The 24883-nt window shown below is 68.8% G+C and carries 25 protein-coding genes; 16 read left to right on the top strand and 9 right to left on the bottom strand.

Annotated elements, in window-relative coordinates; all coding sequences use genetic code 11:
* Nucleotides 1-54 precede the first annotated feature (54 nt).
* The 6 genes from MHN80_RS23165 (at nucleotide 55) to MHN80_RS23140 (ending at nucleotide 5003) form a co-directional block, all read left to right on the top strand.
* Nucleotides 55-1041 carry an Lrp/AsnC family transcriptional regulator gene (locus MHN80_RS23165; protein WP_239403825.1) on the top strand — a complete coding sequence of 329 codons (987 nt, stop codon included), beginning with the start codon at nucleotides 55-57 and terminating at the stop codon, nucleotides 1039-1041.
* Nucleotide 1042: 1 nt separating this feature from the next.
* On the top strand, nucleotides 1043-1720 hold the full coding sequence (locus tag MHN80_RS23160) for a YoaK family protein (protein ID WP_239403824.1): 678 nt from the start codon (nucleotides 1043-1045) through the stop codon (nucleotides 1718-1720).
* On the top strand, nucleotides 1717-2718 hold the full coding sequence (locus MHN80_RS23155; RefSeq protein WP_239403823.1) for a D-2-hydroxyacid dehydrogenase: 1002 nt from the start codon (nucleotides 1717-1719) through the stop codon (nucleotides 2716-2718). Before MHN80_RS23160 ends, MHN80_RS23155 begins: the two co-directional genes overlap by 4 nt.
* A gap of 37 nt (nucleotides 2719-2755) precedes the next feature.
* Nucleotides 2756-3673, top strand: a complete 918-nt coding sequence (locus MHN80_RS23150) for a hypothetical protein (protein WP_239403822.1) — start codon at nucleotides 2756-2758, stop codon at nucleotides 3671-3673.
* A gap of 66 nt (nucleotides 3674-3739) precedes the next feature.
* Nucleotides 3740-4318 (top strand): orotate phosphoribosyltransferase, encoded by a 579-nt coding sequence (gene pyrE, locus MHN80_RS23145; RefSeq protein ID WP_239403821.1) that lies wholly within the window; start codon nucleotides 3740-3742, stop codon nucleotides 4316-4318.
* Nucleotides 4311-5003, top strand: a complete 693-nt coding sequence (locus tag MHN80_RS23140; protein ID WP_239403820.1) for an RNA methyltransferase — start codon at nucleotides 4311-4313, stop codon at nucleotides 5001-5003. The genes pyrE and MHN80_RS23140 overlap by 8 nt, the downstream gene beginning before the upstream one ends.
* Nucleotides 5004-5011: 8 nt before the next feature.
* Here MHN80_RS23140 and MHN80_RS23135 read toward each other — a convergent pair whose 3' ends face one another.
* The 4 genes from MHN80_RS23135 to MHN80_RS23120 all read right to left on the bottom strand — a co-directional run bounded on the left by MHN80_RS23135 (nucleotide 5012) and on the right by MHN80_RS23120 (nucleotide 8493).
* On the bottom strand, nucleotides 5012-5926 hold the full coding sequence (locus tag MHN80_RS23135) for an ABC transporter substrate-binding protein (protein WP_239403819.1): 915 nt from the start codon (nucleotides 5924-5926) through the stop codon (nucleotides 5012-5014).
* A 35-nt stretch (nucleotides 5927-5961) separates the two neighbouring features.
* Nucleotides 5962-6732, bottom strand: coding sequence for an amino acid ABC transporter ATP-binding protein (locus tag MHN80_RS23130; RefSeq protein WP_239403818.1), 771 nt, complete (start codon nucleotides 6730-6732; stop codon nucleotides 5962-5964).
* On the bottom strand, nucleotides 6729-7673 hold the full coding sequence (locus tag MHN80_RS23125) for an amino acid ABC transporter permease (protein ID WP_239403817.1): 945 nt from the start codon (nucleotides 7671-7673) through the stop codon (nucleotides 6729-6731). Before MHN80_RS23125 ends, MHN80_RS23130 begins: the two co-directional genes overlap by 4 nt.
* 88 nt (nucleotides 7674-7761) lie before the next feature.
* Complete coding sequence (locus MHN80_RS23120) at nucleotides 7762-8493, bottom strand: VTT domain-containing protein (RefSeq protein ID WP_239403816.1); 732 nt, start codon at nucleotides 8491-8493, stop codon at nucleotides 7762-7764.
* A gap of 226 nt (nucleotides 8494-8719) precedes the next feature.
* Between MHN80_RS23120 and fbaA the strand changes: the two genes are divergently transcribed.
* Nucleotides 8720-9757: a class II fructose-bisphosphate aldolase gene (gene fbaA, locus MHN80_RS23115; RefSeq protein ID WP_004021344.1), complete on the top strand. Its 1038-nt coding sequence runs from the start codon at nucleotides 8720-8722 to the stop codon at nucleotides 9755-9757.
* Between the two features lie 61 nt (nucleotides 9758-9818).
* Here fbaA and MHN80_RS23110 read toward each other — a convergent pair whose 3' ends face one another.
* Nucleotides 9819-10097, bottom strand: a complete 279-nt coding sequence (locus MHN80_RS23110; RefSeq protein ID WP_231895860.1) for a hypothetical protein — start codon at nucleotides 10095-10097, stop codon at nucleotides 9819-9821.
* Complete coding sequence (locus MHN80_RS23105) at nucleotides 10094-11770, bottom strand: hypothetical protein (protein WP_239403815.1); 1677 nt, start codon at nucleotides 11768-11770, stop codon at nucleotides 10094-10096. The genes MHN80_RS23110 and MHN80_RS23105 overlap by 4 nt, the downstream gene beginning before the upstream one ends.
* Before the next feature lie 357 nt (nucleotides 11771-12127).
* Here MHN80_RS23105 and MHN80_RS23100 point away from each other — a divergent pair, with 357 nt between their 5' ends.
* From MHN80_RS23100 to MHN80_RS23080, 5 genes are all read left to right on the top strand, one after another.
* Nucleotides 12128-12580 carry a DUF3151 domain-containing protein gene (locus MHN80_RS23100; RefSeq protein ID WP_101819770.1) on the top strand — a complete coding sequence of 151 codons (453 nt, stop codon included), beginning with the start codon at nucleotides 12128-12130 and terminating at the stop codon, nucleotides 12578-12580.
* 42 nt (nucleotides 12581-12622) lie between these two features.
* Nucleotides 12623-13747 carry an aromatic acid exporter family protein gene (locus MHN80_RS23095; RefSeq protein ID WP_004020752.1) on the top strand — a complete coding sequence of 375 codons (1125 nt, stop codon included), beginning with the start codon at nucleotides 12623-12625 and terminating at the stop codon, nucleotides 13745-13747.
* A gap of 48 nt (nucleotides 13748-13795) precedes the next feature.
* The gene (locus MHN80_RS23090) at nucleotides 13796-14704 is read left to right on the top strand and encodes a cation diffusion facilitator family transporter (RefSeq protein WP_239403814.1); all 909 of its coding nucleotides are present in this window, start codon (nucleotides 13796-13798) and stop codon (nucleotides 14702-14704) included.
* A gap of 49 nt (nucleotides 14705-14753) precedes the next feature.
* The gene (locus MHN80_RS23085) at nucleotides 14754-15578 is read left to right on the top strand and encodes a polysaccharide deacetylase family protein (RefSeq protein WP_239403813.1); all 825 of its coding nucleotides are present in this window, start codon (nucleotides 14754-14756) and stop codon (nucleotides 15576-15578) included.
* 119 nt (nucleotides 15579-15697) lie between these two features.
* Complete coding sequence (locus MHN80_RS23080) at nucleotides 15698-17074, top strand: MFS transporter (RefSeq protein ID WP_239403812.1); 1377 nt, start codon at nucleotides 15698-15700, stop codon at nucleotides 17072-17074.
* Here MHN80_RS23080 and MHN80_RS23075 read toward each other — a convergent pair.
* Nucleotides 17046-17702 carry a hypothetical protein gene (locus MHN80_RS23075; RefSeq protein WP_239403811.1) on the bottom strand — a complete coding sequence of 219 codons (657 nt, stop codon included), beginning with the start codon at nucleotides 17700-17702 and terminating at the stop codon, nucleotides 17046-17048. The two genes, MHN80_RS23080 and MHN80_RS23075, sit on opposite strands and share 29 nt — an antisense overlap.
* Nucleotides 17703-17783: 81 nt before the next feature.
* Here MHN80_RS23075 and MHN80_RS23070 point away from each other — a divergent pair, with 81 nt between their 5' ends.
* Together MHN80_RS23070 and MHN80_RS23065 are read left to right on the top strand one after the other, a co-directional pair.
* Nucleotides 17784-19070, top strand: coding sequence for an adenylosuccinate synthase (locus MHN80_RS23070; RefSeq protein ID WP_239403810.1), 1287 nt, complete (start codon nucleotides 17784-17786; stop codon nucleotides 19068-19070).
* Between the two features lie 266 nt (nucleotides 19071-19336).
* A complete protein-coding gene (locus tag MHN80_RS23065; RefSeq protein WP_239403809.1) occupies nucleotides 19337-20890 on the top strand; it encodes an adenylate/guanylate cyclase domain-containing protein in 1554 nt (517 codons plus the stop codon).
* A gap of 9 nt (nucleotides 20891-20899) precedes the next feature.
* Here MHN80_RS23065 and MHN80_RS23060 read toward each other — a convergent pair whose 3' ends face one another.
* On the bottom strand, nucleotides 20900-21298 hold the full coding sequence (locus MHN80_RS23060) for a hypothetical protein (protein ID WP_239403808.1): 399 nt from the start codon (nucleotides 21296-21298) through the stop codon (nucleotides 20900-20902).
* 108 nt (nucleotides 21299-21406) lie between these two features.
* Nucleotides 21407-22999: a Na+/H+ antiporter gene (locus tag MHN80_RS23055; RefSeq protein ID WP_239403807.1), complete on the bottom strand. Its 1593-nt coding sequence runs from the start codon at nucleotides 22997-22999 to the stop codon at nucleotides 21407-21409.
* Nucleotides 23000-23043: 44 nt separating this feature from the next.
* Between MHN80_RS23055 and MHN80_RS23050 the strand changes: the two genes are divergently transcribed.
* Together MHN80_RS23050 and purT are read left to right on the top strand one after the other, a co-directional pair.
* Nucleotides 23044-23385 carry a UBP-type zinc finger domain-containing protein gene (locus MHN80_RS23050; protein WP_239403806.1) on the top strand — a complete coding sequence of 114 codons (342 nt, stop codon included), beginning with the start codon at nucleotides 23044-23046 and terminating at the stop codon, nucleotides 23383-23385.
* A gap of 135 nt (nucleotides 23386-23520) precedes the next feature.
* On the top strand, nucleotides 23521-24883 hold a 1363-nt coding region (purT, locus tag MHN80_RS23045), incomplete at its 3' end, for a formate-dependent phosphoribosylglycinamide formyltransferase (protein WP_239403805.1).

Genomic DNA, 24883 nt, shown 5'->3' with positions numbered 1-24883 from the left:
TCCCGGCGTCTGCCGAAGACGAAAAAAGTTCACCTCGTGATGCAGGATTGTTGCGTGCCGGACGACCTCGATTATCAGATCGTTCACGCCCTGCAGGTCGCGCCGAGGGCGCCGTGGGGCGTCGTCGGCGACGTCGTGGGCGTGAGCGCGGCGACCGCGGCCCGCCGCTGGGAGCGGCTCGTCGACAGCGGTCTCGCCTGGATCGTCACCTATCCCGGGGCCGCGTACCTGAACACCCGCTGCAGCGCGTTCGTCGAGGTCCAGGCGTCGTCGCGGCGGGAGGCGCTCGTCGAGCGACTCGCGGGGGACCGACACGTGGCCACGATCCAGCGCACCGCAGGCGACGGCGACCTGCTGCTGACCGTGATGGTGCCCGACCTCGGCTTCCTCGGCGACTGGGTACAGCGCCTCGCCGAGACCAAGGGCGTCGCCCGGACCCGGACGAGGCTGGTGATGCGGGTCTTCGGCGAGAGCGAACGCTGGCGGGTGCACACGCTGTCCGACGCGGACGAATCGGTGCTCGTCGAGCACCGTCCCGAGCACCGCCCGCTGGCGCACGAACCCGACGAGATGGATCTGCGGCTCATCGCCGCACTGGCCGAGGACGGCCGACGCTCGGCGGTCGATCTGGCGGCCGCGAGCGGCCTGAGCGCACCGACCGTCCGACGCCGACTGACCGCACTCGTCGCCGAACGCGTCCTGTCGATCAGATGCGAGGTGGCCCATGTCATCAGCGGATGGCCCGTCACGGCGAACGTGTGGGCACGCGCGTCGTCGAGGTCGATCTCGGCGCTCGTCGACGCGCTCGACGAACTGCCCCAGGTGCGTGTCTGCTGCGAGGTCACGGGCACCGCGAACATCCTGATGGGCGTCTGGTTGCACACCGTCGGCGAACTGTCCGAGTTCGAGCAGCAGCTCGAGAGCCGGGTGCCGGGGCTCGTCGTCGCCGACCGTTCGGTCACCCTGGAGACCCCGAAGCGGCTGGGAACACTGCTGGACCGGTCGGGCTGCCGCACGGGCTCGGTTCCGGTGGTGCTGTGAGATGACCACGTCGACCTCGCTGCGCTTCGCCCTGTTGATCACCGCGGCCTGTGGCTTCCTCGACAGCTACACGTACCTGTCCCGGGGCGGGGTGTTCGCCAATGCCCAGACCGGAAACGTCATCCTCCTCGCGCTGAATCTGTCGGAGCGGCAATGGCATCAGGCGTCCGGTCATCTGTGGCCGATCCTCGCCTTTCTCGTCGGCGTCGTGCTCGCGGTGCACGTGAAGGCCGGCCGGCTCGACCGCCTGCTCGTCTATCCGATCCGGGTGACGATGGCGCTGCAGGTGGCGATCCTCGTGGTGATCGGCTTCGTCCCCACCTCTGTGCCGCATTCGTTCGTCACCATCCCCATCTCGTTCATCACGGCGATGCAGATCGAGTTGTTCCGCAACATCGGCGATCTCAACTACATCGCGGTGGCCACGACCGGGAATCTCATGCGGCTCGTGGAGGCCGGCTACGGGGTGGCCGTCGACCGGTCGCCGGATGCGCGCAAGGCCCTCGCGGTCTACGGCCGCCTGGTGGGGGCGTTCGCGGGTGGCGCACTCGTCGGGGCGGTCTGCACCCAACTGTTGGGCGGTCGCGCCGCCTGGGTGCCCGCCGGTTTCCTCGCGGTGACGCTGCTGCTCTTCGTGATCGACGAACACACCGACCCGTCACCTACGGTGGGGTCATGACCCCGCATGCGCCCGTGGTTGCCCTGTTGATCTCTCCCGATGCCCCTCTGCCGGGGAACCTCGCCGAGATCGAGGAGCTCGCGACGGTACGGCTCTGCACCGCTGACGATCTGGGCTCCGCCCTGCCGGGTGCGGACGTCTTCGTGTTGTGGGACTTCTTCTCCCGCGGGCTCGCCGACCACTGGGGCGAGGCGACGGAATCGTTGCGCTGGGTGCACGTGTGTGCGGCCGGCGTCGACTCATTGCTCTTCGACGAGTTGCGGGCCTCGGACGTCGTGGTGACCAACGCGCACGGCGTCTTCGACCGGCCGATCGCGGAATTCGTCCTCGCCGCTGTCCTCGCGCGGCACAAGGGTTTACACGAGTCGATGGCGTTGCAGCGCGACCATGAATGGCGGCACCGCGAGACCGTGGCGACCCACCGCACCTCCGCGCTCGTGATCGGCACCGGCGGGATCGGCCGCGCGACCGCGAAACTGCTACGCGCCGTGGGTGTACGGGTGACCGGGGCAGGCCGGACCGAACGCGCGTCGGACCCGGACTTCGGACACGTCGTCGCCACCGACGACCTCGCCGCGCACGTGGGCGACTTCGACACCGTCGTCGCGATCGCGCCGCTGACCGAGCAGACCTCCGGAATGATCGACGCGACCGTGCTGGCGGCGATGAAGCCCGGCGCACACCTGGTCAACGTCGGACGCGGCGAGCTCGTCGACGAGCCGGCCCTGGTGCGGTCGCTCCGATCGGGACACCTGGGCGCGGCCACGCTCGACGTCTTCGCCACCGAGCCGCTGCCCGCCGACAGTGAACTGTGGGACCTGCCCGGGGTCGCGATCTCGGCACACATGAGCGGGGACGCCGTCGGGTGGCGCGATGCGCTGGCCGAGCAGGTCCTCGACAACCTCCGGCGCTACGTCGCCGCGGGCACCGAGGAGCCGGCCGACGTGCTGGTCAACGTCGTCGACAAGGAACGCGGGTACATCCGGGTAGGCGGATGACCTCACCGCGGGCCCGCCGATAGTAGGCTGTAGCGCGATGACCACCGTCTATTTCCTGATCGCCGCCGTGGCCCTACTGGGTGCGGGTGTCCTGTTGTGGCTCGACCGCCAGCGGTCGAGCGATGCACGGCACCAGCGTGCGGTCTGGGGCGATGAACACGAGTTCAAGTTCCGTGAGTCGGACACCAAGCTGCGCAAGGTGTTTCGGCGCGCCACCATGAACGTGGGCGACCACATCCCGGTCCAGGACGTCGCATACGGACACTACGCCGGGGTGGAGGCCGTGGTCTTCGACCTCGCCGAGACCGCGACCGTGATCGCCGTCCGACGCTCTTCGCCGTCGCATGTCGTCGTCGACCTCCGGCACGAGGACGTCCTCGCCCCCGCCGAGGAGGACGTGGAACTGCTGGGTGCGATGGGCCCGCGTGTCATGTTCTCCAACAATCTCGACGTCGCCCGTCGGGTCTGCGACCGCCGGATGGTCGCGCTCGCCAACAAGGCGCCCGCGTTCGTCGAGGTCCTCTGGAACGAGGGCAACTGGGCGCTGGGCTCGATGCCGGTGACGAACGACCCGGCCAAGCTGAACACGGGTCTGGAGGTCGTTCGCCGATTCGCCGACCTGCTGCGAGTGCTGCCGCCGGTCCGGGAACCCGAGGACTCGCCCGATCCGCGCGACCCGCACGGACCCACGCGGGCCGAACTCGCCGACGAGAAGACCGAATCGTTGCGGGACAAGCGCAGGCGGCAGGCCCAGGGCGAGTCGCGGGCCGGCGGCTCCACGGCCGGCGCGTCGCAGCCGGCGGAGTCCGACAATCCGGCGCCGACGCGCACACCCCCGTCACCGACCACCGGTGGCCGCCGGATGTCGCCGATGCCCGTCCGCGGGTCCGGCGCGACTTCCGACGAGGCACCTCGCCGGGACACGGGCGAGCGGCCCAACCGGCACCGCAACTGATCGCGCCCAGAACTCCACGCACCGGAGATCGTCGATCCCGGCACGTTCGACCGAGAGGGAAGTCGCATGTCCTCGTCCGCCCCGGTTCCCGCCGAGACCCCGAGGGTCGACCCGGCCGCGAAGGCACGGCTCGCCGAGCTCGTCCGTGAGCTCGCCGTCGTCCACGGCAAGGTGACGCTGTCGTCGGGTAAAGAGGCCGACTACTACGTCGACCTGCGCCGGGCCACGCTGCACCACGAGGCCTCGCGACTGATCGGCACGCTGATGCGGGAGCTGACCGCGGACTGGGAGTACGCCGCGGTCGGTGGCCTGACCCTCGGCGCGGACCCCGTGGCGACGTCGATCATGCACGCGGACGGCCGGTCGGTCGACGCGTTCGTCGTCCGCAAGGCAGCCAAGGCGCACGGCATGCAACGTCAGATCGAGGGGCCCGACATCGTCGGCCGCGACGTGCTCGTCGTCGAGGACACCAGCACGACCGGGGCCTCCCCGTCCACGGCTGTCGAAGCCGTCCGCGGTATCGGTGGCAACGTCGTCGGGGTGGCCACCGTCGTCGACCGCGCGACCGGCGCGGACGCGGTCATCACGGCCCTCGGCGTGCCGTACCGCTCCCTCCTCGACCTCGGCGATCTCGGGCTTGCCTGACGAGTCGGCCGGTCACGGCGGAGACGACGCCGCGGGACCCACCGAGTGGCAGACCGGGCCGGCCGTCGGGGTCGGGCCCTGGACCGTCGAGCATCCGGGCGAGCCCGTGCCCGATGATCCGCGCCTCGACGCCGAGCTCCTCGCCCACGGGGACACCCGCAACGTCGTCGACGCGTATCGGTACTGGTCGCGAGAGGCGATCGTCGCCGACATCGACGCCCGGCGGCATCCACTCCACGTCGCCATCGAGAACTTCGCGCACGACGCCAACATCGGCACCGTGGTGCGCACCGCCAATGCCTTCGCGGTGGCCGCCGTCCACATCGTCGGACGGCGCCGCTGGAATCGCCGCGGAGCGATGGTGACCGACCGATACCAGCACCTGATGCACCACGAGACGGTGTCCGACCTGATCGCCTGGGCTCGGGACGCGCGACTCACCGTGGTGGCGGTGGACAACACGCCCGGTGCGCGGCCCCTCGAGACGGCGGATCTACCGCGCGACTGCGTGCTGCTGTTCGGTCAGGAGGGCCCGGGGGTCAGCGACGACGCGCAGCGCGAGGTCGATCTCACGGTGTCCATCGCCCAGTTCGGCTCGACGCGCAGCATCAACGCGGGCGTCGCCGCCGGAATCGCCATGCACGCGTGGGTCCGGCAGCACGCCGACCTCGACGCCGCGTGGTGACGGGCGGCTCAGAATCCTGCGGTGGGGTTGATCTCGGACCTCGGCAGCGCCGACGTGGGGACATTCCACTTGTCGAACAGCCGCTGGTACTCGCCGCGGGCGATGAGGGTGTTGACCGATTGACTGATCGCCCGGGCGACCGGGGAGTTCTTGGCCGTCACGAATCCGACGACGGTGGTGGAGTATTCGCCGAGGAACGTCGTCCCGGGCACCTTGTCGACGAGGTACCGCAGCGACAGGGTGGGGCCGAAGTAGGCGTCGACCTTGTTGTTCTGCAGGCTGAGAATGATCGCGCCCTGGTCGTCGAGGTACTGAACCGAGTAGGCGGGCTTGCCGTGTGTCGTGCACTCCTGCACGCCCTTCTCCAGGATCTGTTGGAAGGTGGTGCCGGATCCGGTCACGATCTTCTTGCCGCACAGGTCTTCCAGCGTCGTGACGGAGGTCAGACCGGACCCGGACGAGCCGACGAAGGCCTGTCCGTCATTGAGGTACGTGGCGAAGTCGACCACCTCGAGCCGAGACCTCGTCACACCGAAGTTGCCCTGCCCCACCTGATATCGGCCGTTCTGCACGCCGGGGATGATGGTCGAGAAGGTGCCGACCTCCTCGTTCCACGTCACGCCGAGGGCTTTGGCGACCGCGTTGCGCAGGTCGACATCGAGGCCAACCGGGTTGCCCTCCGGGACCTCGCCCGCGTGCGGGAGGTTGTTGACCCCGGGCGCGCGGGTGAGGCCGAGGGTGAGCTCGCTGGTCCCCGGCGGCAGGAGGGCCTGCGCGGCGGGATCGACCGCCACCGACGACACCACGTCCTGGGTGGGGATCGCATAGCTCTCGCCGGCCGGGTCGGTCGAGCCACCGCATGCGCCGATCATCAGCGTCGCGGCTGCGATCAGAGGTAGGGCGAGCAGAGCGCGGCTGCGCATGGGTTCTCCTTGGCGTCGTCAGTGGTGTGGGAAGGTCAGCGCACGGCCGCGAGGAATTCGCGGGTGCGGGGGTGCTCGGCGGCGGCGAAAATGCGCTCGGGCGAACCGGTCTCGACGATCAGGCCGTCGTCCATGAAGATCACGGTGTCGGCGACATCGCGGGCGAAACCGATCTCGTGGGTGACGACGACAAGGGTCATTCCGGATTCGGCGAGGTCGCGGATGACGGCGAGGACCTCGCCCACCAGCTCGGGGTCGAGCGCGGAGGTCGGCTCGTCGAACAGGACGACGTCGGGTTGCATGGCGAGGGTGCGAGCGATGGCCACCCGCTGTTGCTGACCGCCGGACAGGTGCGACGGGTACGACTTCTCACGTCCCGCGAGGCCCACCCGGGCGAGCAACGCCCGCCCCCGCTCGTCAGCCTCGTCCGGTGAGGTGCCGGCCGCGAGCTGACCCTCGGTGAGGTTCTCCAGGACGGTGAAGTGCGGGAACAGGTTGAACTGCTGGAAGACCACGCCGATCCGGCGGCGTTGTCGAGCGACCTCACGGGGAGGCAGTTCGCGCAATACCGTCTCGCCGTTGCGTCGGCGCGTTTCGCGGTAACCGATAACATCGCCGTGCACCCGCACATGACCGCGGTCGGGGCGCTCCAGATGGTTGACACACCGCAGCAGAGTGGACTTTCCGGACCCCGACGGTCCGAGCACGATGGCCACCTCCCCGGTGGCGACATCGAGGTCGATGCCGCGCAGAACCTCCCGGCCGCCGAAGGACTTCTCGAGGCCGCGGATCTCCACGGCGCTCATCGCGGCGTCCCGGGCAGACGCGGGCGCAGACGCGCGGCGTCGCGGAGGATGTCGGCGAACGGACGTGCGTCGCGTCGGCCCCGGGCGAAACGCCGCTCCACGAAGTACTGACCGATCGCCAGCAGCGAGGTGATCACGATGTACCAGATGGTGGCCACCAGCAGCAGCGGCATCACCTTGAAGTTCTGGTTGTAGACCAGCTGCACCGAATACAGCAGATCGGTCACGGCGATCACGCTGACCAGCGACGTCGACTTCAGCAAACCGATGAGCAGGTTGCCGGAGGCGGGGACGATCGCGGGCATCGCCTGGGGGAGGACGATGCGCCGGAAGATCCGGCTGGGAGCGAGCCCCAGCGAGCGGGCGGCCTCGGTCTGTCCGTCGTCGACCGAGACGAGTCCGCCGCGCACGATCTCGGCCGCGAACGCTGCCACGTCGATGGTCAGCGCGATGAAGGCTGCTGTCAGCGGACCGATGAGGTGAGTGGTGTCCACCGAGGTGAACTCGGGCCCGAACGGGATGCCCAGCGACAGGCGTGGATAGAGCGAAGCGAGCTGAAACCAGAACAGCAGCAGCACCAGTGGCGGCACCGACCGCACGATCCACACGAATCCGAGCGAGATCGACTGGAGCAGCGGGCCGCCCCACAAGCGCATCGCCGCCAGTCCGATGCCGAGCACGAATCCGGCGGCGAACGTCACCGCGGTGAGCCACAGTGTGAGCCACAAGCCGCGCAGCACCGACTCCTGGGTGAAGTACTGCGCCACCGTGGGCCATTCGAAGCGCTCGTTGGTCACCAGTGTGTTGACGAACATCGCGCCCAGGACGACGGCCACCGTCGCTGCGACCCACCGCCCAGGGCGGCGACGGCCCACCAGACGCATCTGTGACGGGGCGGCGTCGAGCACGGGACCCGTCGCCGTGACGGTCGGAGTTGCCATGATCGGCGACGCTAAGCGCGCAGGCGCCCCGGCGGAAGGTTAAGAATCGAGCTGACGGGATGACTCGGCGCGCCGGCCGAGGGGCCGATCAGTTCTCGGCGGTCTGATTCTTCGCATCGTCGGACGCGGGCAGCGGAGCTTCTTCGACGACCTTCTTGCGCGAGCGCAGGATGCGCTTGCCGATCTCGGTGATGATCGGCAGAACCGAGATGAAGACGATGAACAGGAAGATGTAGTCGATGTTGTCGCGGATGAACTCGATCTGCCCCAGGAAGTATCCGAGCAGCGTGACACCCGCGCCCCAGGCGATCGCGCCGATGATGTTGTACGTGAGGAAGATCGGGTACCGCATCTTCGCGGCACCGGCGACCAGCGGCGCGTAGGTCCGCACGATGGGGACGAAGCGCGCGAGGATGATGGTCACCGGGCCGTGCTTCTCGAAGAACTCGTGCGCTTCCTCGATGTAGACCTGCTTCAAGATCTTCGCGTCCGGCCGGAACAGCGAATACCCCGCCTTCTTGCCGATCCAGTAGCCGACCTGGTCGCCGAGGAACGCCGCGATGGGGATCAGCACGAGGAGCACCCAGAGCGGGGCGAACGGTTCGATCTCCGCGGACTTCGCCGCCACGATGAGACCCGCGGTGAAGAGCAGCGAGTCGCCGGGGAGCAGCGGGAACAGCAGACCCGACTCGATGAACACGACCAGCAGGAGACCGGCCAGCATCCATGTGCCGAACGAGTTGAGCAGGTTCACCGGATCCAGGAATCCCGGCAGGAGCGCCAGGTTGGTGGTCGTGGTGGCAAGAGCGGAGTCGATCACGGGGACCCAGAGTACCTGCGGGTGCGTCGAGGACAGAATCTCACGGCTCCGCCATCGTCGTTTTCCAGCAGGTCCGGGCACGAATGGTGCCCGCGCCGGGCGATGTGGCACCTGCCATACTGGGGGGAGTCCGGCCGCGGGAAGTCCGGCTGCTCGCCACCGAAGCACCACTCGAGGCGAGAGAACCCGAACACCAGAGCACATCAACACCCTGGAGGATTCGTCGATGCCCATTGCAACCCCGGAGCAGTACGCCGAGATGTTCGACAAGGCGAAGAAGGGCGGTTACGCATTCCCCGCGATCAACTGCACCTCGTCGTCGACGATCAACGCCGCGATCAAGGGTTTCGCCGACGCAGGCAGTGACGGGATCATCCAGTTCTCGACCGGTGGCGCCGAGTTCGGGTCCGGCCAGGGTGTCAAGGACATGGTGACCGGCGCGGTCGCACTCGCCGAGTTCGCGCACGTCGTCGCGGCCAAGTACGACGTCCTCATCGGTCTGCACACCGACCACTGCCCCAAGGACAAGCTCGACACCTACGTCCGGCCGCTGCTGCAGATCTCGCAGGAGCGCGTCGACGCCGGCCGCAATCCGCTCTTCCAGTCGCACATGTGGGACGGCAGCGCCGTGCCGCTCGACGAGAACCTGGAGATCGCCAAGGAACTGCTGGCCAAGGCCGGTGCCGCCAACATCATCCTCGAGATCGAGATCGGCGTGGTCGGTGGCGAAGAGGACGGCGTCGAGAACGAGATCAACGACAAGCTGTTCACCACCCCCGAGGACTTCGAGAAGACCATCGAGGCGCTCGGTGCCAGCGACAGCGGCAACCGTTACCTGCTGGCCGCGACCTTCGGCAACGTGCACGGCGTCTACAAGCCGGGCAACGTCAAGCTGCGTCCCGATGTGCTCAACACCGGCCAGGAAGTGGCGACCAAGAAGCTGGGTCTGGCCGAGGGCGCCAAGCCGTTCGACTTCGTCTTCCATGGCGGTTCGGGCTCGCTGAAGAGCGAGATCGACGAGGCGCTGAGCTACGGCGTCATCAAGATGAACGTCGACACCGACACGCAGTACGCCTACACCCGCCCGGTCGCCGGCCACATGTTCGGCAACTACGACGGTGTGCTGAAGGTCGACGGCGACGTCGGCAACAAGAAGGTCTACGACCCGCGCAGCTGGTCGAAGAAGGCCGAGAGCAACATGAGCGAGCGCGTTGTCGAGGCGTGCAACGACCTCAAGTCCAACGGCAAGTCCCTGACCGCCTGACCGAGGTGATCAACCGCTGCCCGCACTCCGACGAGGGGTGCGGGCAGTGTTGTCCGTGCACTCAGGTGAGGGCGAGACCCACGACGACCGCGGCGGCGAGCGCGATCATGACCAGCGCCGCGATCACGACGGCCGGGTCGACGCGTGACCGGGTCCGCTGCGGTGGACCGACCTCGTAGGGACGGATCCGACTGGTGCGGACCCGGTTGTCCGGCCCGGGAGTCCGGCTGGGCGCCGTGCCCACGGCCGGCGCCGGTCGGGCCGGCGGCGTGAAGTATCCAGGTGCAGAACGGTCACCCGGGCCGGCCGGCGGCGGGCCGTACCGGTGTCCGTTCGTCACGTGGGGTTGCACACCTTCCAGTCGTCGCCGTCGCGCTGCAGGTTGAGGGTGACGGTCTCGGGCTGGTCGGGTGTGTTGGTGTGCACGGCGACGACCTCGACGACGGCCTGATTGCCGCCCTCGACGACCCGGACCGCGTTGATCGCCTGCGTCTGTACAAGCTCGTTGCGGGCGCGCTGCGCCTCGTAGGTCCGCTCGTACGCGGCATCGTCGAAGTCGCTGTAGAACGCGTTGAGCTCACCGCAGGTGACCGACCGCAGGGTCGAGAGGTCGCCCTCGTACAGCGCGGTCGTGTAGTCCATCGCGACGGTCGCGGCCTCGTCGGCCGGTGCTGGGCCGCGCAGGCTGTTGTAGGCGAAGATGCCGCCGACGACGGCCACGATCACCACCACGACCGTCGCCGCCGCGATCAGCAGGCCCTTGCCGCGCTTCTTCTTCTGCGACGCGGGGCCGCTTCCCGGGATGACCTGGGGTTCGCGGTCGGTCGTCGTCCACCCCGCGGTCGAGGCGGGAACGGCCGGCTCGGGGGTGGTCCGGACCTCGTCATCCGCCGTGGCGGGCTCGTCTCGGGCGGACGCGGCGGCCGCCGCAGCCGCAGCCGCGGGGATGACGGTCGTGGCGGCGTCCGGTCCGTCGGCCTTGCCGGCTTCGTCGGCCTTGTCGTCGGCTTCGGCGTCGTCTGCAGCGTCGGCCGTGTCGGTCTCGGGTGTGCCGGTGGTCCCGCCGGCGGGCACGACGATCGCCTCGGTGGGGGACTCTGCCACGGGCCCGTCCGTCGCCGTCTCGTCCGTCGCCGCCGCGTCCTCGGTCGGCTCGGTCTCGGTCGGCTCGGTCTCGGTCGGCTCGGTCTGCTCGTCCTCGATCGGCTCGGTCTCGATCGCCTCGGGCTCGGCGTTCGGGTCCTCGACTTGGTCGGTGGCGTCCCCGGCCTCGTCTGTCGCGGACTCGTCTGTGGTCGACTCCGCGTCTGCAACGTCGTCGTCGGTCTGGGTCGTACCGGCCGCCACGGCAGCCGCGCCGGCCGCTGCGACACCCGCGCTGACCGCGGTACCCGTCGACGGGTCGGTGTCGTCCTCGGGGACCACCGGCTCAGCCGCCGCGTCGGTGTCGGAGTCCGCCTCGTCGTCCAGATCCGACTTTTCCGTCGATTCCGCTGCGGAGGACTCGGACTCGGACGGCTCTGCCTCGGCGGCCTCGTCTGTCGGACCCTCCGCGTCGGCCTCGGATTCGGGCGAGGCTGCCTCGGGCTCCGGGGCCGTCGGGTCGATGTCGTCGAGGTCTTCGAGCCCCTCGGCGTCGGGGAGGTCCGACCGTCGGATGACCGTGGTCTTCGAATCGCTGGGCCCGAGGCGCTTCGGGGCGGGGGCGTCCTCGCTCGTGGCGTCGTCGGTCGCCGTCTCCTCGGTCGAGGCGGACTCGGGTTCGTCGCTCAGCGGGTCGATGTCGTCGAGATCCTCGAGATCCTCAGCAGACGGGAGGCTGTCGCGATTGATCACCTGGGTGGCGCCGTCGATACCGCGTCCACCCCTCGGCTTCGGGGCCGGGGACTTCTTCGCGGCGCCGGCCGCAGTGGACGCGTCTGTCGTGGACTCCGCTGCGGTCGCCTCGGTCCCGGCGGCCGTGTCCTCGGTGGCCTTGCCCTCGGCGGTCTCGTTCTGGGTGGAATCGTCCACAGCTGGCTCGCGGCCCTCTCTGCTGGTGCTGGGTGGCGTGGCATCGGTGCCGGTCGGAACAGTATCGGGGGTCGGTCGGGCACCCGCCAGGCGAGCACGACGATCCTCCCGGACCTGTTTCAGGGTCGACAGAGCCCTGGTGACAGCAGCTCTCGGCCTCTCAGATCGCGCCATCGACTGATTCACCCCGCATTCCGCCATTGCACGACTTCGGTCCGGCCGCCCGACGACACCGGATCAGCGGGAGGGCAGCAGGACCGATTGCGCCATTCACCCTAGCGAATGGCCCGACAATCCAGCACTAGGGCGTTTGATCGAACGAAGGGTCCCCGCCGACACGATGCTTGAATAGAGGGCATGACGTCTTTCGGAGATCTTCTCGGCCCACAACCGGTTCTGCTCACCGGGGACGACGACGCCGAATCGGACCTGCTCAACGGCGCCGCCGCGGCGGAGGTCGCGGCCGCGCACCCGACCGCGTCGATCGCCTGGGCGTATCTGGCCGAGGCGGCTCTCGAGTCGTCGAAGGGCGCCGCGGCCGGCGGCGACATCGACACGCCCGCGGTGATCGCGGCCTATGCCTACGCGCGGACCGGTTATCACCGCGGCCTCGATCAGCTGCGCCGCCACGGCTGGAAGGGTTTCGGCCCGGTGCCGTGGAGTCATGAACCGAACCGCGGCTTCCTGCGGTGTGTCGGGGCGCTGGCCCGGGCCGCCGAACTGGTCGGCGAGGAGGACGAGCACCTGCGTTGCCTCGACCTGCTCAACGACAGCGATCCACGCGCGGCCGCCGAACTCGGCCTTGTGTGACGACACCGAGACGACCGGTCATCCCGGGATGACGTCCGCCTGATGGGATCGAGCGCCGCGAACCCGTCGTACCCGCGCCGGGTGTTCAACGCGATGCCCGCGCCGCTGAAGAACCGGCTGCGCAGGCTGCGTGTCTCGCTCGTCCCCATCGTGCAGTGCGCGCTCGCGGCGGGCGTCTCCTGGTGGATCGCGGTGGAGATCTTCATCCATCCCGACCCGTTCTTCGCCCCGATCGCCGCGGTGATCTCGCTCGGCCTCTCGCTGGGGCAGCGGTGGCGGCGCGCAGCCGAACTCGTCGGCGGCGTCGCGATCGGGATCCTCGTCGGCGACCTCTTCATCAGCCTGGTCGGTGAGGGGGCGTGGCAGATCATGATCGTCGTCGCCCTGGCGATGACGGTGGCGGTCTTCCTCGACGACGGTCCGCTCGTCCCCATGCAGGCGGCCTCGTCGGCCGCGCTGGTCGCGACGCTTCTCCCGCCCGGCGGGGTGGCGGGTTTCCATCGCGCGCTCGACGCGCTGATCGGCGGGCTGGTCGGCATCCTCGTGGGGGCGCTGCTACCGGTGAACCCGGCGAGCCGGGCGCGCCGGGACGCGGCCGGGGTCCTCGCCACGGTTCGCGACGCCGCCCGCCAGCTGGCCACCGGACTCCGCGAGCGCGACGAGGAACTCATCGCGGCCGCACTCGAAGCCGGCCGCGGGACGCAGGCGGAGATCAACAAGATGCGGTCGGACATGACGGGCGGACGCGAGGTCACCCGGATCTCCCCGCTCTACTGGGGTTCGCGGATGCGGTTGGACCGGATCTCGGCCACCGCCGACCCGATCGACAACGCCGTGCGCAATTTCCGGATCATCGCGCGGCGTTCGCTCGGCATGACCCAGCGGGGGGTGCCGGTGCTCCCCGAATTGATCGAGATCATCGACGATCTCGCCGGCGCATTCGAGGTGCTGCGCGCGATGATGATGGCCGACCCCGGCGAGGAACCGGATCAGGCCGATGCGGCCAGGGTGATCCGCAGCATCGTGCGCAAGGCCCGGATCGACCTGGTCACCAACAGCGAGTTGTCGGAGGCTGCGCTGCTCGCGGAGATCCGCTCGCTGCTCGTCGACCTGCTGATGACGGCGGGTCTGCGCAGGTCCTCGGCGCTGGCGACCCTGCGGAGCTGACCGGCCTGTTGCCACATATGCGAAGTTCTGCATATATTGACCGGCATCATGGGGCATTCACATTCGCACTCGCACGCTCCCGCGGTCGGTGGGCAGCGGCGGCTCTGGCCGATGGTGCTGGCGGTCGGACTGATCGGCAGCTACTTCGTCGTCGAACTCGTCACCGGCATCCTGGTGAACTCGCTCGCGCTGATCGCCGACGCGGGACACATGCTGACCGACGTCGTCGCGCTCGTCATGGGGCTGATCGCGCTGTTGCTCGGCCGGCACGGGCGGATCACCGACACCCGTAGTTTCGGCTGGCACCGCGCCGAGGTGTTCACCGCGGTCGCCAATGCCGTGCTGTTGATGGGCGTCGCCGCGTTCGTGCTCTACGAAGCGGTGGAACGCATCGGCAGCGATCCGCAGGTCCCGGGACTCACGCTGATCGTCGTGGCCCTGATCGGTCTGCTGGTGAATCTCGGGGTCATGTTGCTGTTGCGCGCGGACGCCAAGGAGTCGATCGCGGTACGCGGCGCCTACCTCGAAGTCCTGGCCGACGCCGTCGGCAGCGTCGGTGTCCTGGTGGCCGGCATCGTCGCGATGACGACCGGATGGGGTTACGCCGACATCGTCGTCGCGGTGCTGATCGCGCTGTGGGTGGTCCCGCGCGCGGTGCGACTCGCGCTCGATGCGCTTCGCATCCTCAACCAGCAGGCGCCGGCCCACGTCGACGTCGAGGCGTTGCGGGCCGACCTGGCCGACATCCCCGTGGTCGACGACGTGCACGATCTCCATGTCTGGACGCTCACGACGGGGATGGACGTGGCCACCGTCCATCTCGGCAGCAGTCGCCCCAACGGTGAGGTGCTGCCCGCCGCGCAGGCCGTCCTGGCCCGGCACGGACTCGAGCACGCGACGGTGCAGATCGATCCCGACGACCACCAGCGACGATGTCGGGACGAGATGACCTGGTGACCGTGCGTCACTGCGTCGTGAATGTCGGTTATGCCTTACATTGCGGCGCATGGAACGACGCGACTTCCTCGCAGTTCTCGCCGCGGGGACCGTGGGGGCACTGACCTCCGTCTCGCTCACGGGCTGCGCGACGCCGGTCCCGGCGGCCGAGATCGAACCGGTCGAGGAGATCTCACCGGCGGCCGGCCAGGTCAGCACGGCACGAGCCCCGTCGTCGGTGCTGCTGCCACCTGCGGTCGGGTCTCGACGTCCGCTGCCCGTGGGGGCGATCACCGCGCTACCGGGACCCGGTCGGCATCTGGCGCTCACCGTCGACGACGGTGCGAGCTCGGAGGTGATCGGCGCCTATGTGAAGTTCGCGCAGGACACCGGCGCCCGATTCACCTTCTTCGTGACCGGCTCGTTCGACGGCTGGACCGACCACCGGGCCGACCTGCGACCTCTCGTCGAGTCCGGTCAGATCCAACTGGGCAATCACACGTGGAGTCATCCCGCGCTCACCGAGATGTCGTCGCGGGGAGTGGCCGACGAGCTCGGTCGGACGAAGCGTTTCCTGCGCAAGCAGTTCGGCGTCGACGGGACTCCTTTCTATCGACCGCCGTTCGGGTATCACAACCCCACCGTCGACGCGGTGGCCGCCGACCTCGGCTACACGGTGCCGACTCTCTGGTACGGCTCGCTGTCGGACTCCGGCCTGATCACCGAGAAGTATCTGATCCGCTGCGCGCGCAAGTACTTCCGCCCGCAGAGCATCGTCATCGGTCACGCCAATCACGATCCGGTGACCAAGGTGTACCCCGAACTCGTCGAGATCATCCGGAATCGCCGGCTGCGCATGGTGACTCTGGACGACTTCTTCGTCGCGGCCCGATGACTGCTCGGCCGCGCATTCTCCTGCCCTGACCGGCGACGGTTGCACACGGCCGCAACTTTTCGCTCACCCTGATTCGTAGTCGCCGGATCGGGACGTCGCGTCGTTACCGTGTGTCGATCATGGCTACCACCACACTCACAGCACCTGCCCCGGCCGGCGAGACCGAGGCCGAGCGGCGCAAGCGGCTCCGGACCGTCGTCGCGGCAAGCCTTCTCGGCACGACCGTCGAGTGGTACGACTTCTTCCTCTACGCGACCGCCGCGAGTCTCGTCTTCAATCAGTTGTTCTTCCCCGACCAGAGCTCGTTCGTCGGGACGCTCCTGTCTTTCGCGACGTTCGCCGTGGGCTTCGTGGTGCGCCCGATCGGCGGAATCGTGTTCGGGCACATCGGCGATCGCATCGGCCGCAAGCGCACGCTCGCGATCACGATGGTGATGATGGGCGTCGCGACCGCGCTCATGGGTGTACTCCCGACCGCGGCGTCGGTCGGGGTGCTCGCCCCGATCCTGTTGCTGCTCTTGCGCATCGTTCAGGGGTTCGCGCTGGGCGGGGAGTGGGCGGGCGCCGTCCTGCTGTCGGTCGAGCACAGCCCCGACGGCAAACGCGGTCTGTTCGGGAGCATCCCGCAAATCGGCCTGGCACTCGGACTCGCCTTGGGCACAGGTGTGTTCGCCCTGCTGCAGGTGGCGCTCGACGATCAGGCCTTCCTGACCTACGGCTGGCGCATCGCGTTCCTGGTGAGCATCGTGCTGGTGGTCATCGGGTTCGTCGTACGCCTCAAGGTCGACGAGACGCCGGCCTTCGCCGAGGTCGCCGAACTCGCGAAGAAGTCCACGGCACCGCTGCGCGACGTCGTGGTCCCGCCGAACACGCGCAACACCGTCCTCGGCCTCCTCGCCCGGTGGGGTGAGGGATCGGCCTTCAACACCTGGGGCGTCTTCGCGATCGCCTACGCGACCACCGAACTCGACATGGAAAAGGTCCCGGTCCTGGTGGCCGTGACGATCGCATCGCTGGTCATGGCGGCTCTGTTGCCGTTCTCCGGACTGCTCACCGACCGCTACGGCGCCAAGACGATCTATCTGGTCGGGATCACCGCCTACGGCGTCGCGGTCTACCCGGTGTTCGTGCTGTTCGGGACGTCGAACCTGCTGTGGTTCACCGTCGGGCTGGTGATCGTCTTCGGCGTGATCCACGCACTGTTCTACGGCGCGCAGGGCACGTTGTTCGCGAGTCTGTACCCGACCCCGGTGCGCTACACGGGACTGTCGGTCGTGTACCAGTTCTCCGGTATCTACGCATCGGGGCTGACGCCGTTGATCCTCACCGCGCTGATCGGGGCGGCGAGCGGATCGCCCTGGCTGGCAGCCGGATATCTCGTGCTCACCGCGATCATCAGCGTCGTGGCGACCGCCCTCATCCGACGCGACGACCTCCACCTCACGACGGGGCCGGAGGCGCTACCCGTCAGGGACGCACGAGCAGCAGATCGGTGACGTGTCGGTAGAACGTCGACCGCTTCAGGACGCGTGGGTTCACCACCCCTTCGCGTTCGACGACGACGTTGGTGCCCCCGGTCTGGCAGGCCCGTCCAGCGAACCACTTGCCCGGCAACAACATCCGCTCCACCTGTGCGCGCAGCCCGGGCGCGGTGAGGGTCGGCTCGATGAGCACGGAACGCACCTCGCCGTCGAACAGGCGCTCGTTGTCGACGTAGGTCTCGCCGTGCAGCTTCGCGCCCTCGGCACCCAGATGGCGGGCGCTGCCGACCACGACCGTCGCGGCGTCGTCGCGGATGAGCGGTACCGCGACCGCGGTGCCGTGCTCGGCCAGGTCGCGTGCCGCCGGCCCGTGCGGCAACCCGTAGCGGCGCGTCGCCGGGGTGGCCTCGGCGGAGACGTACGCGACCTCGACGTCGAGTCGTTCGGTGACCATCAGTGCGGCGAGCACCTGGGACAGGAAGATGTCGTTCTCGTGGGCCACGGTGGGCGCGAACCGCTCGGCGACGCGCGGCTCGACGACGAGGCGGGAGACGTCGGGATCGGCCAGGGCATCGGCGACCGCGGCGCGGACGGCCTTCTTGTCGTCGGCGCGGCTGGTCTGGGTCAAAAGGGCAAACGGCACGCGGATAGCGTATCGAGCGCGCCGACCCAGTAGTGTTGGTCAGGTTTGGTCCCAAGCGCGCCACACAAAGGAGTACCGGACATGGCCGCGATCGTGCTTATCGGAGCCCAGTGGGGTGACGAGGGCAAAGGCAAAGCGACCGACCTCCTCGGAGGCCGGATCAACTGGGTTGTCCGCTATCAGGGCGGCAACAACGCCGGGCACACCGTCGTACTCCCCAACGGGGAAACCTTCGCGCTGCACCTCATCCCGTCCGGCATCCTGACGCCCGGTGTGCAGAACGTGATCGGCAACGGCGTCGTCGTCGACCCCGGCGTGCTGCTCACCGAACTCGGTGGCCTCGAGGACCGCGACGTCGACACCTCCGGCCTCCTGATCTCCGCCGACGCGCACCTGCTCATGCCGTACCACGTCGCGATCGACAAGGTCACCGAGCGGTTCCTGGGCAACAAGAAGATCGGGACCACCGGTCGCGGCATCGGCCCTTGCTACCAGGACAAGATCGCCCGCGTCGGTGTGCGCGTCGCCGACGTCCTCGACGAGAAGATCCTCACCCAGAAGGTCGAGGCCGCGCTCGAGCTGAAGAACCAGATCCTGGTCAAGATCTACAACCGCAAGGCTCTCGACCCGGCGCAGGTCGTCGACGAGGTCCTCGGGCAGGCCGAGGGTTTCAAGCACCGCATCTCCGACACTCGCCTGCTGCTGAACCAGGCCCTGGAGAACGGCGAGACGGTGCTGCTGGAGGGTTCGCAGGGCACCCTGCTCGACGTCGACCACGGCACCTATCCGTATGTGACGTCGTCGAACCCGACGGCCGGCGGTGCCGCGGTGGGCGCCGGAATCGGTCCCAACAAGATCACCACCGTCCTCGGCATCCTGAAGGCCTACACCACGCGCGTGGGATCGGGACCGTTCCCCACCGAGCTCTTCGACGAGTGGGGCGCGTACCTGGCCAAGACCGGCGGCGAGGTGGGCGTGACCACCGGACGTGCCCGCCGCTGCGGCTGGTTCGACGCCGTGATCGCCCGTTACGCGACCCGCGTCAACGGCATCACCGACTACTTCCTCACCAAGCTCGACGTCCTCTCCAGCCTCGACACCGTGCCGATCTGTGTGGCCTACGAAGTCGACGGCGAACGTGTCGAGGAGATGCCGATGACGCAGACCGGGTTCCACCACGCGAAGCCGATCTACGAGGAGGTGCCCGGCTGGTGGGAGGACATCTCCCAGTGCAAGACCTTCGAGGAACTGCCCCAGAACGCGCAGAACTACATCCTGCGGCTCGAAGAGCTCTCGGGTGCGCACATCTCGTGCGTGGGCGTCGGTCCGGGTCGGGATCAGACGATCGTGCGGCGCGAGATCGTCTGACCCTTCGAGACGCTTCGCTCCTCAGGGGGCAGGGTGGTGCGCTTCGCTCCTCAGGGGGCAGGGTGGTGCGCTTCGCTCCTCAGGGGGCAGGGTGGTGCGCTTCGCTCCTCAGGGGGCAGGGTGGTGCGCTTCGCTCCTCAGGGGGCGGCAGGGGGTGTCCCTGCTCAGGGGCAGGGGGCTCCCGCTCAGGGGCGGGGTGACGCTCCGGAAGTGGCTCCGTGAAGCTCGTCGCGGATCCGGGCACGGCTCGTGATTAGCTAGTGCCCATGCGTGCGAAGCGGGGGAGCCGCGACTACGGGTCCATCCTGCTCGGTTCCGTCGGCGAGAGCTCGGCCAAACAGCGGGTTCGCATCCAGACGTTGCTGACCGCGTCGATCGTGGTGGCCAATCTGTTCGGGGCGATCGTCGCGGTCTCGCTCACCGCGGTCGGCATCCCGCAGCCGACCATCTTCACCGCCGAACTGTGGTGGGTCAATTTCATCGTGGTGCCCGTCTACATCACCGCGGCCTTCGTGGTGGGGATCGGGTGGGGCACCTACGTCGGCGTCCGCGACCTGCGCTGGGCGATCCGCGACGTCGCGCCGACCAAACGCGATGCCCGTCGGACGATGCGGCTGCCGTGGCGGTTGTCGCTGGTGCAGGGATTCCTGTGGGGCATCGCCACCGTCATGCTCACCATCATGTACGGGATCGTCGACCCGCAGCTGATCCCGAAGACGCTTTTCGTGGTGAGCCTCAGTGGCGTCGTGGTGGTGGCGATCTCATACCTGTTCATCGACTTCACGCTGCGTCCCGTTGCGGCGGAACTGATCTCGGCCGGGCACCGCCGACGCAAACGTACCGGTGTGAAGGCGCGCTCGGTCGTCTCGTGGATGGTGGGTTCGGCCATCCCGATCATCGGGATCCTGCTCGTGCTGGCCTTCGGGCTCGCGCGGGACGAGACCTCCAAACTCGATCTGTTCGTCGGGGCGACGGTCCTCGGGATCACCGCGCTGTTCACCGGCCTGCTGCTCACACTGCTGTCGAGTATGAGCGTGACCGGACCCATCCGGAGTGTGCGCGCCGGGATGAACCGCGTGAGCAACGGTGACCTCGACAACGCCGATCTCGTCGTCTACGACGGCACCGAACTCGGCGACCTCCAGGTTGGTTTCAACTCGATGGTCGCCGGACTCCGTGAGCGGGAAAGGATCCGGGATCTCTTCGGACGTCACGTGGGACACGACGTCGCCGAGGCGGCGATGTCGTCGAGCCCGGAACTCGGCGGCACCGAACGGCTGGCAGCCACGCTGTTCGTCGATGTCATCGGTTCGACGACGCTTGCCGCGCAACGACGCCCGACCGAGGTCGTCGAGATCCTGAACAAGTTTTTTGCCGTGATCGTGCGGGCGGTCGAGGAACACGACGGCCTGGTCAACAAGTTCGAGGGCGACGCGGTGCTCGCCATCTTCGGTGCGCCCATCGACCTCGACGACGCGGCCGGCAGCGCACTCGCCGCCGCCCGCGACATCGCGTACGGGTTGGCCGAGGAGGTCCCGGAGCTGTCGGCGGGTATCGGGGTCAGTCACGGGGCCGTGGTCGCCGGAAACGTCGGTGCCATCGAGAGATTCGAGTACACCGTCATCGGCGATCCGGTGAACGAGAGTGCCCGGTTGTCGGAGCTGGCCAAGCGGGATCCGCGGCGGCCGTTGGCCTCCGGGCGTGCGGTCGAGGCCGCGCAGCGGACAGAGGCCGACCGCTGGGAGGAGCAGGAGACCACGTCACTGCGGGGTCGTACGGAGGAGACCACCGTGTTCGCCGCGTTCGTCGGCGAGGGATGACGGTCCCACTCAGGCGATCGCATCCTCGGAGCTGATCAGCAACCCGTCGGGGCCGACGATGCTCAGGCCCAGCCCGTCGAAGACGAGGTACTTGTATCCGTTGTTGTAGGCGACGTAATAGGCGCGGCCGCTGCCGTTCTCCTGCACGTGCACCTCGGACACCGGGATGCACAGCGTGTTCCCGCTGGAGCGTGCGACACCCCGGTACTCGAGGGTGCCGTCGGTGCGCCATTGGCAGATCGACGCCGCCGACTGAGCGGTGACAACGGAGGTGACGAGCCGCTGCCCGGCGTCGCAGGACGGTGCGGACGGCGCGGCCGCCGCGGCGGAGGTGCCGACGGCGAGCGCGCCTGCGGTGAGGACGAGGGAGGCGCCGGCAGTGGCCAGGCGGGTCAGGGTCGTGGTCATGGGAACCGACGGTAGGGCCGGACCGCCGAACGCGGAATGGGCAGAACTCCCCGGAGTCGTTCGGGTGGGCGACGGTACGCCCTCCGCAGGCTCCGGGCTCCTCAGGGGCTAGACATCGCGGTCGCCCTGTCCCTCGGCGAAGTCGAGGCGGCGCAACGCAATTCGCAGTACTTCGTCGTCGATGCGGCCCGCGTCGCGTTCGGCGATGAACGCCGCGCGCTGGATCTGCAGGATCTCCGTCCGCAGGCGCGCGCCGGCGGACGAGGGACTCTCCCCGAGATCTTCGGGGCCCCGGCCCAGTTCCTCCCACGCCACGTTGCGTTGCGTCGTGACCCACTTGCGCAGCATCACCACCTGAAGGCGGCGCGGGTCGTCGTCGGTCAGCTCGGCGGCGTATTCGTCGAGACGGCGTTCGGCTTCCCGGGACGCCCGGTCCTGGGCGGCCGCGTACGCCAGCCGGTCCTGCGCATGCTCGTCGCCGCTGACCCCGAGGAATCGGATGACCCAGGGCAGGGTCGTGCCCTGGATCAGCAGCGTTCCCACCACGACGACGAAGGTGAGGAACAAGATCTCCGCGCGGGCGGGGAAGGGCTCGTTCATCTCGGTGTAGACCGGTATCGCAAAGGCGGCGGCCAGCGATACCACACCGCGCATACCCGCCCAGGACACGACGAACACCGACGCCGGGGTGGGTGGCGGTTCGCGGTCGCGGATCCGTCGTGAGAGCAGACGGGGCAGATACGTCGCCGGGAAGACCCAGACGATGCGTACGAGGATCGTCGCCGCCAGGACGGCCGCGGCGTCGATGGCGATCTGCGTCCACGACTCGTTCTCGACACCCTCGATGAGCATCGGCAACTGGAGGCCGATCAGCAGGAAGACGAACGACTCGAGGATGGTGTCGATCGACTTGCGCACCGCCTCGTCCTGCAGGCGTGTCGCATACCCCAGCCGCACCGACCGGTGGCCGAGGTAGAGACCGGCCGTGACCACCGCGATGACACCAGAACCGTGCAGCTCCTCCGCCGCGTAATACGTGGCGAACGGGACGATGATGCCGATGGCCGTCTCCATCGGGGGGTCGGTGAGCCAGACGCGCACCCACGACACGACCATCCCGACGAGGAGCCCCATGATCAGGCCGCCGAGGGCGGCCACCGCGAACGTCAGGACCCCTTCGCCGACCGTCGCGGTGGCCCCCACCGCCGCGGCGAGCGCGATCCGGAAGGCGGTCAAGGCCGTCGCGTCATTGAGCAGGCTCTCGCCGCCGAGCAGCGTCATCATCCGACGCGGGAGACCCAACCGGCGGCCGATGGCCTGCGCGGACACCGCATCCGGCGGCGCGACGACGGCGCCGAGCACCAGCGCCGCGGCGAGCGGGAGATTGGGGACGACGAGGTAGGCGACGTACCCGACGACCAGCGTCGTCACCAGCGGGAGGCCGACGGCCAGGAACCCGATCGCGCGCCAGTTCGCGCGGAACGCCTGATACGAACTCTCCTGCGAGGCCGAGTACAACAACGGCGGCAGGATGAGGAACAGCACCAGCTCCGGTTCCAGGGCCACCGACGGCAGCTCGGGAATCCAGCCGATGCCCAGCCCGACGGTGACCAGCACGAGCGGCGAGGACAACCCGTAGCGACGGCACAGAGCCGCGATCGCCACGGCGATGACCGCGACCAGCAGTAGCGATGCGCCCATTCGAGCGACTCTAATGGCGCCCGGCGCGGTGGATAATGTCGAGCATGCAGATCTTTCGCCGGAAGTCCTCGTCCGGTCCGCCGGAGTCGGCCGGCTCGACCGCCACCGCACGCTGCGCCGAACTGGAGGCGTTCGACGCCGCGCCGGCCGACGACCCGGCCCCGGCCGCAGGCGACGATCGCAGCTGCCAGGATTGCGTCGCGATCGGGGAGACCCACTGGGCCCACCTACGAAAGTGCCTGACGTGCGGACACATCGGATGTTGCGACTCCAGCCCGCGCCGGCACGCGACGGGACACTTCCACGACACCGGGCACCCGGTCATGCGTTCGGCCGAACCGGGCGAGGTGTGGCGGTGGTGCTTCGTGCACGAGGTGACCGGATGAGCGCTCCGCTCCCGGCGCCGCGTGACATCCGGCCCGCTCGCTCCGCTCCCGGCGCCGCGTGACATCCGGCCCGCTCGCTTCGCTCCCGGCGCCGACCGCGTCGGGATGTGTGCTGACGGCAAGTAGGATTTGAGGATGACGTCGAACAGCGAGAGCGCGATCAGCGCAGCCCAGCCGGCGCCGACGACCGGGCCACCGGACGTCATCGGCACGCCGCTGAGTCCGACCGCGACCAAGGTGATGGTCCTCGGAGCCGGTGAACTCGGCAAAGAGGTCGTGATCGCGTTCCAGCGCCTCGGTGTCGAGGTCGTCGCCGTGGATCGCTACGCCGACGCACCCGGCCACCAGGTCGCCCATCACGCCGAGGTCATCGACATGACCGACGCCGATGCGCTGCGCGCCGTCGTCGACAAACATCGTCCCGCGTATGTGGTACCCGAGATCGAGGCGATCGCCACCGAGGCCCTGGTCGACATCGCCGAACGCGGTATCGCCGAGGTCATCCCGACCGCGAGCGCGGTCGTCGCGACGATGAACCGTGAGGGCATCCGGCGCCTCGCCGACGAGGAGCTCGGCCTGCCGACCTCGCCATACCTCTTCGCGGACACGCTCGAGGAAGTCACCATCGCCGCGCGCCAGATCGGGTTCCCGTGCGTCATCAAGCCGGTCATGTCCTCGTCGGGCAAGGGGCAGTCGGTGGTGCGCGGTCCCGAGGACCTGGCGTCGGCGTGGGAGACCGCGAACACCGGTGGTCGTGTACGGGGCACTCGGGTGATCGTCGAAGGCTTCGTCGAATTCGACTACGAGATCACCCTTCTCACGGTCCGGGCGATCGATCCGGCCACCGGCCGGCTCACCTCCCACTTCTGTGCGCCGATCGGGCACCGGCAGATCAACGGCGACTACGTGGAGAGCTGGCAGCCCCATGAGATGAGCACCGATGCGCACGCATCGGCGACATCCATCGCGGCGCGCATCGCCACCGCTCTCGGCGACGGAAACCTTGCCGGGCGTGGTGTTTTCGGGGTCGAGCTGTTCGTGAAGGGCGACGACGTCTACTTCTCCGAGGTGAGCCCCCGGCCCCATGACACCGGTCTCGTCACCATGTCGACCCAACGTCTGTCGGAGTTCGAGATGCACGCCCGGGCGATCCTCGGCCTCCCGGTCGACGTCACACTCGCGTCCCCGGGCGCGTCGGCCGTCATCTACGGGCAGCTCGACGAGCCGGCGATCGGGTTCGAGAACGTCGCCGCGGCGCTGGCGGTCCCCGAGACCGACATCCGGCTGTTCGGCAAGCCCGAGAGTTTCCACCGCCGGCGGATGGGCGTGATCACCGCGACCGCCGACGACGTCCCGGCCGCCCGTGAGCGCGCCGTCCGCGCCGCCTCGCTCGTCACCCCGGTGCCGGGTCGCGCCGCCGTCCGCACCGTCACCGCACTTCCGCCGACCCCGCCCCCGACGGCGCCCGCGGACAGACCTTCGCGGTACTCACAGCCGT

Origin of the sequence: Gordonia sp. McavH-238-E, assembly GCF_022348225.1 — a bacterium.
GTDB lineage: Bacteria > Actinomycetota > Actinomycetes > Mycobacteriales > Mycobacteriaceae > Gordonia > Gordonia terrae.
Note: the sequence above shows the minus strand (reverse complement) of the source record. Positions and strands in the feature narration are given on the sequence as shown.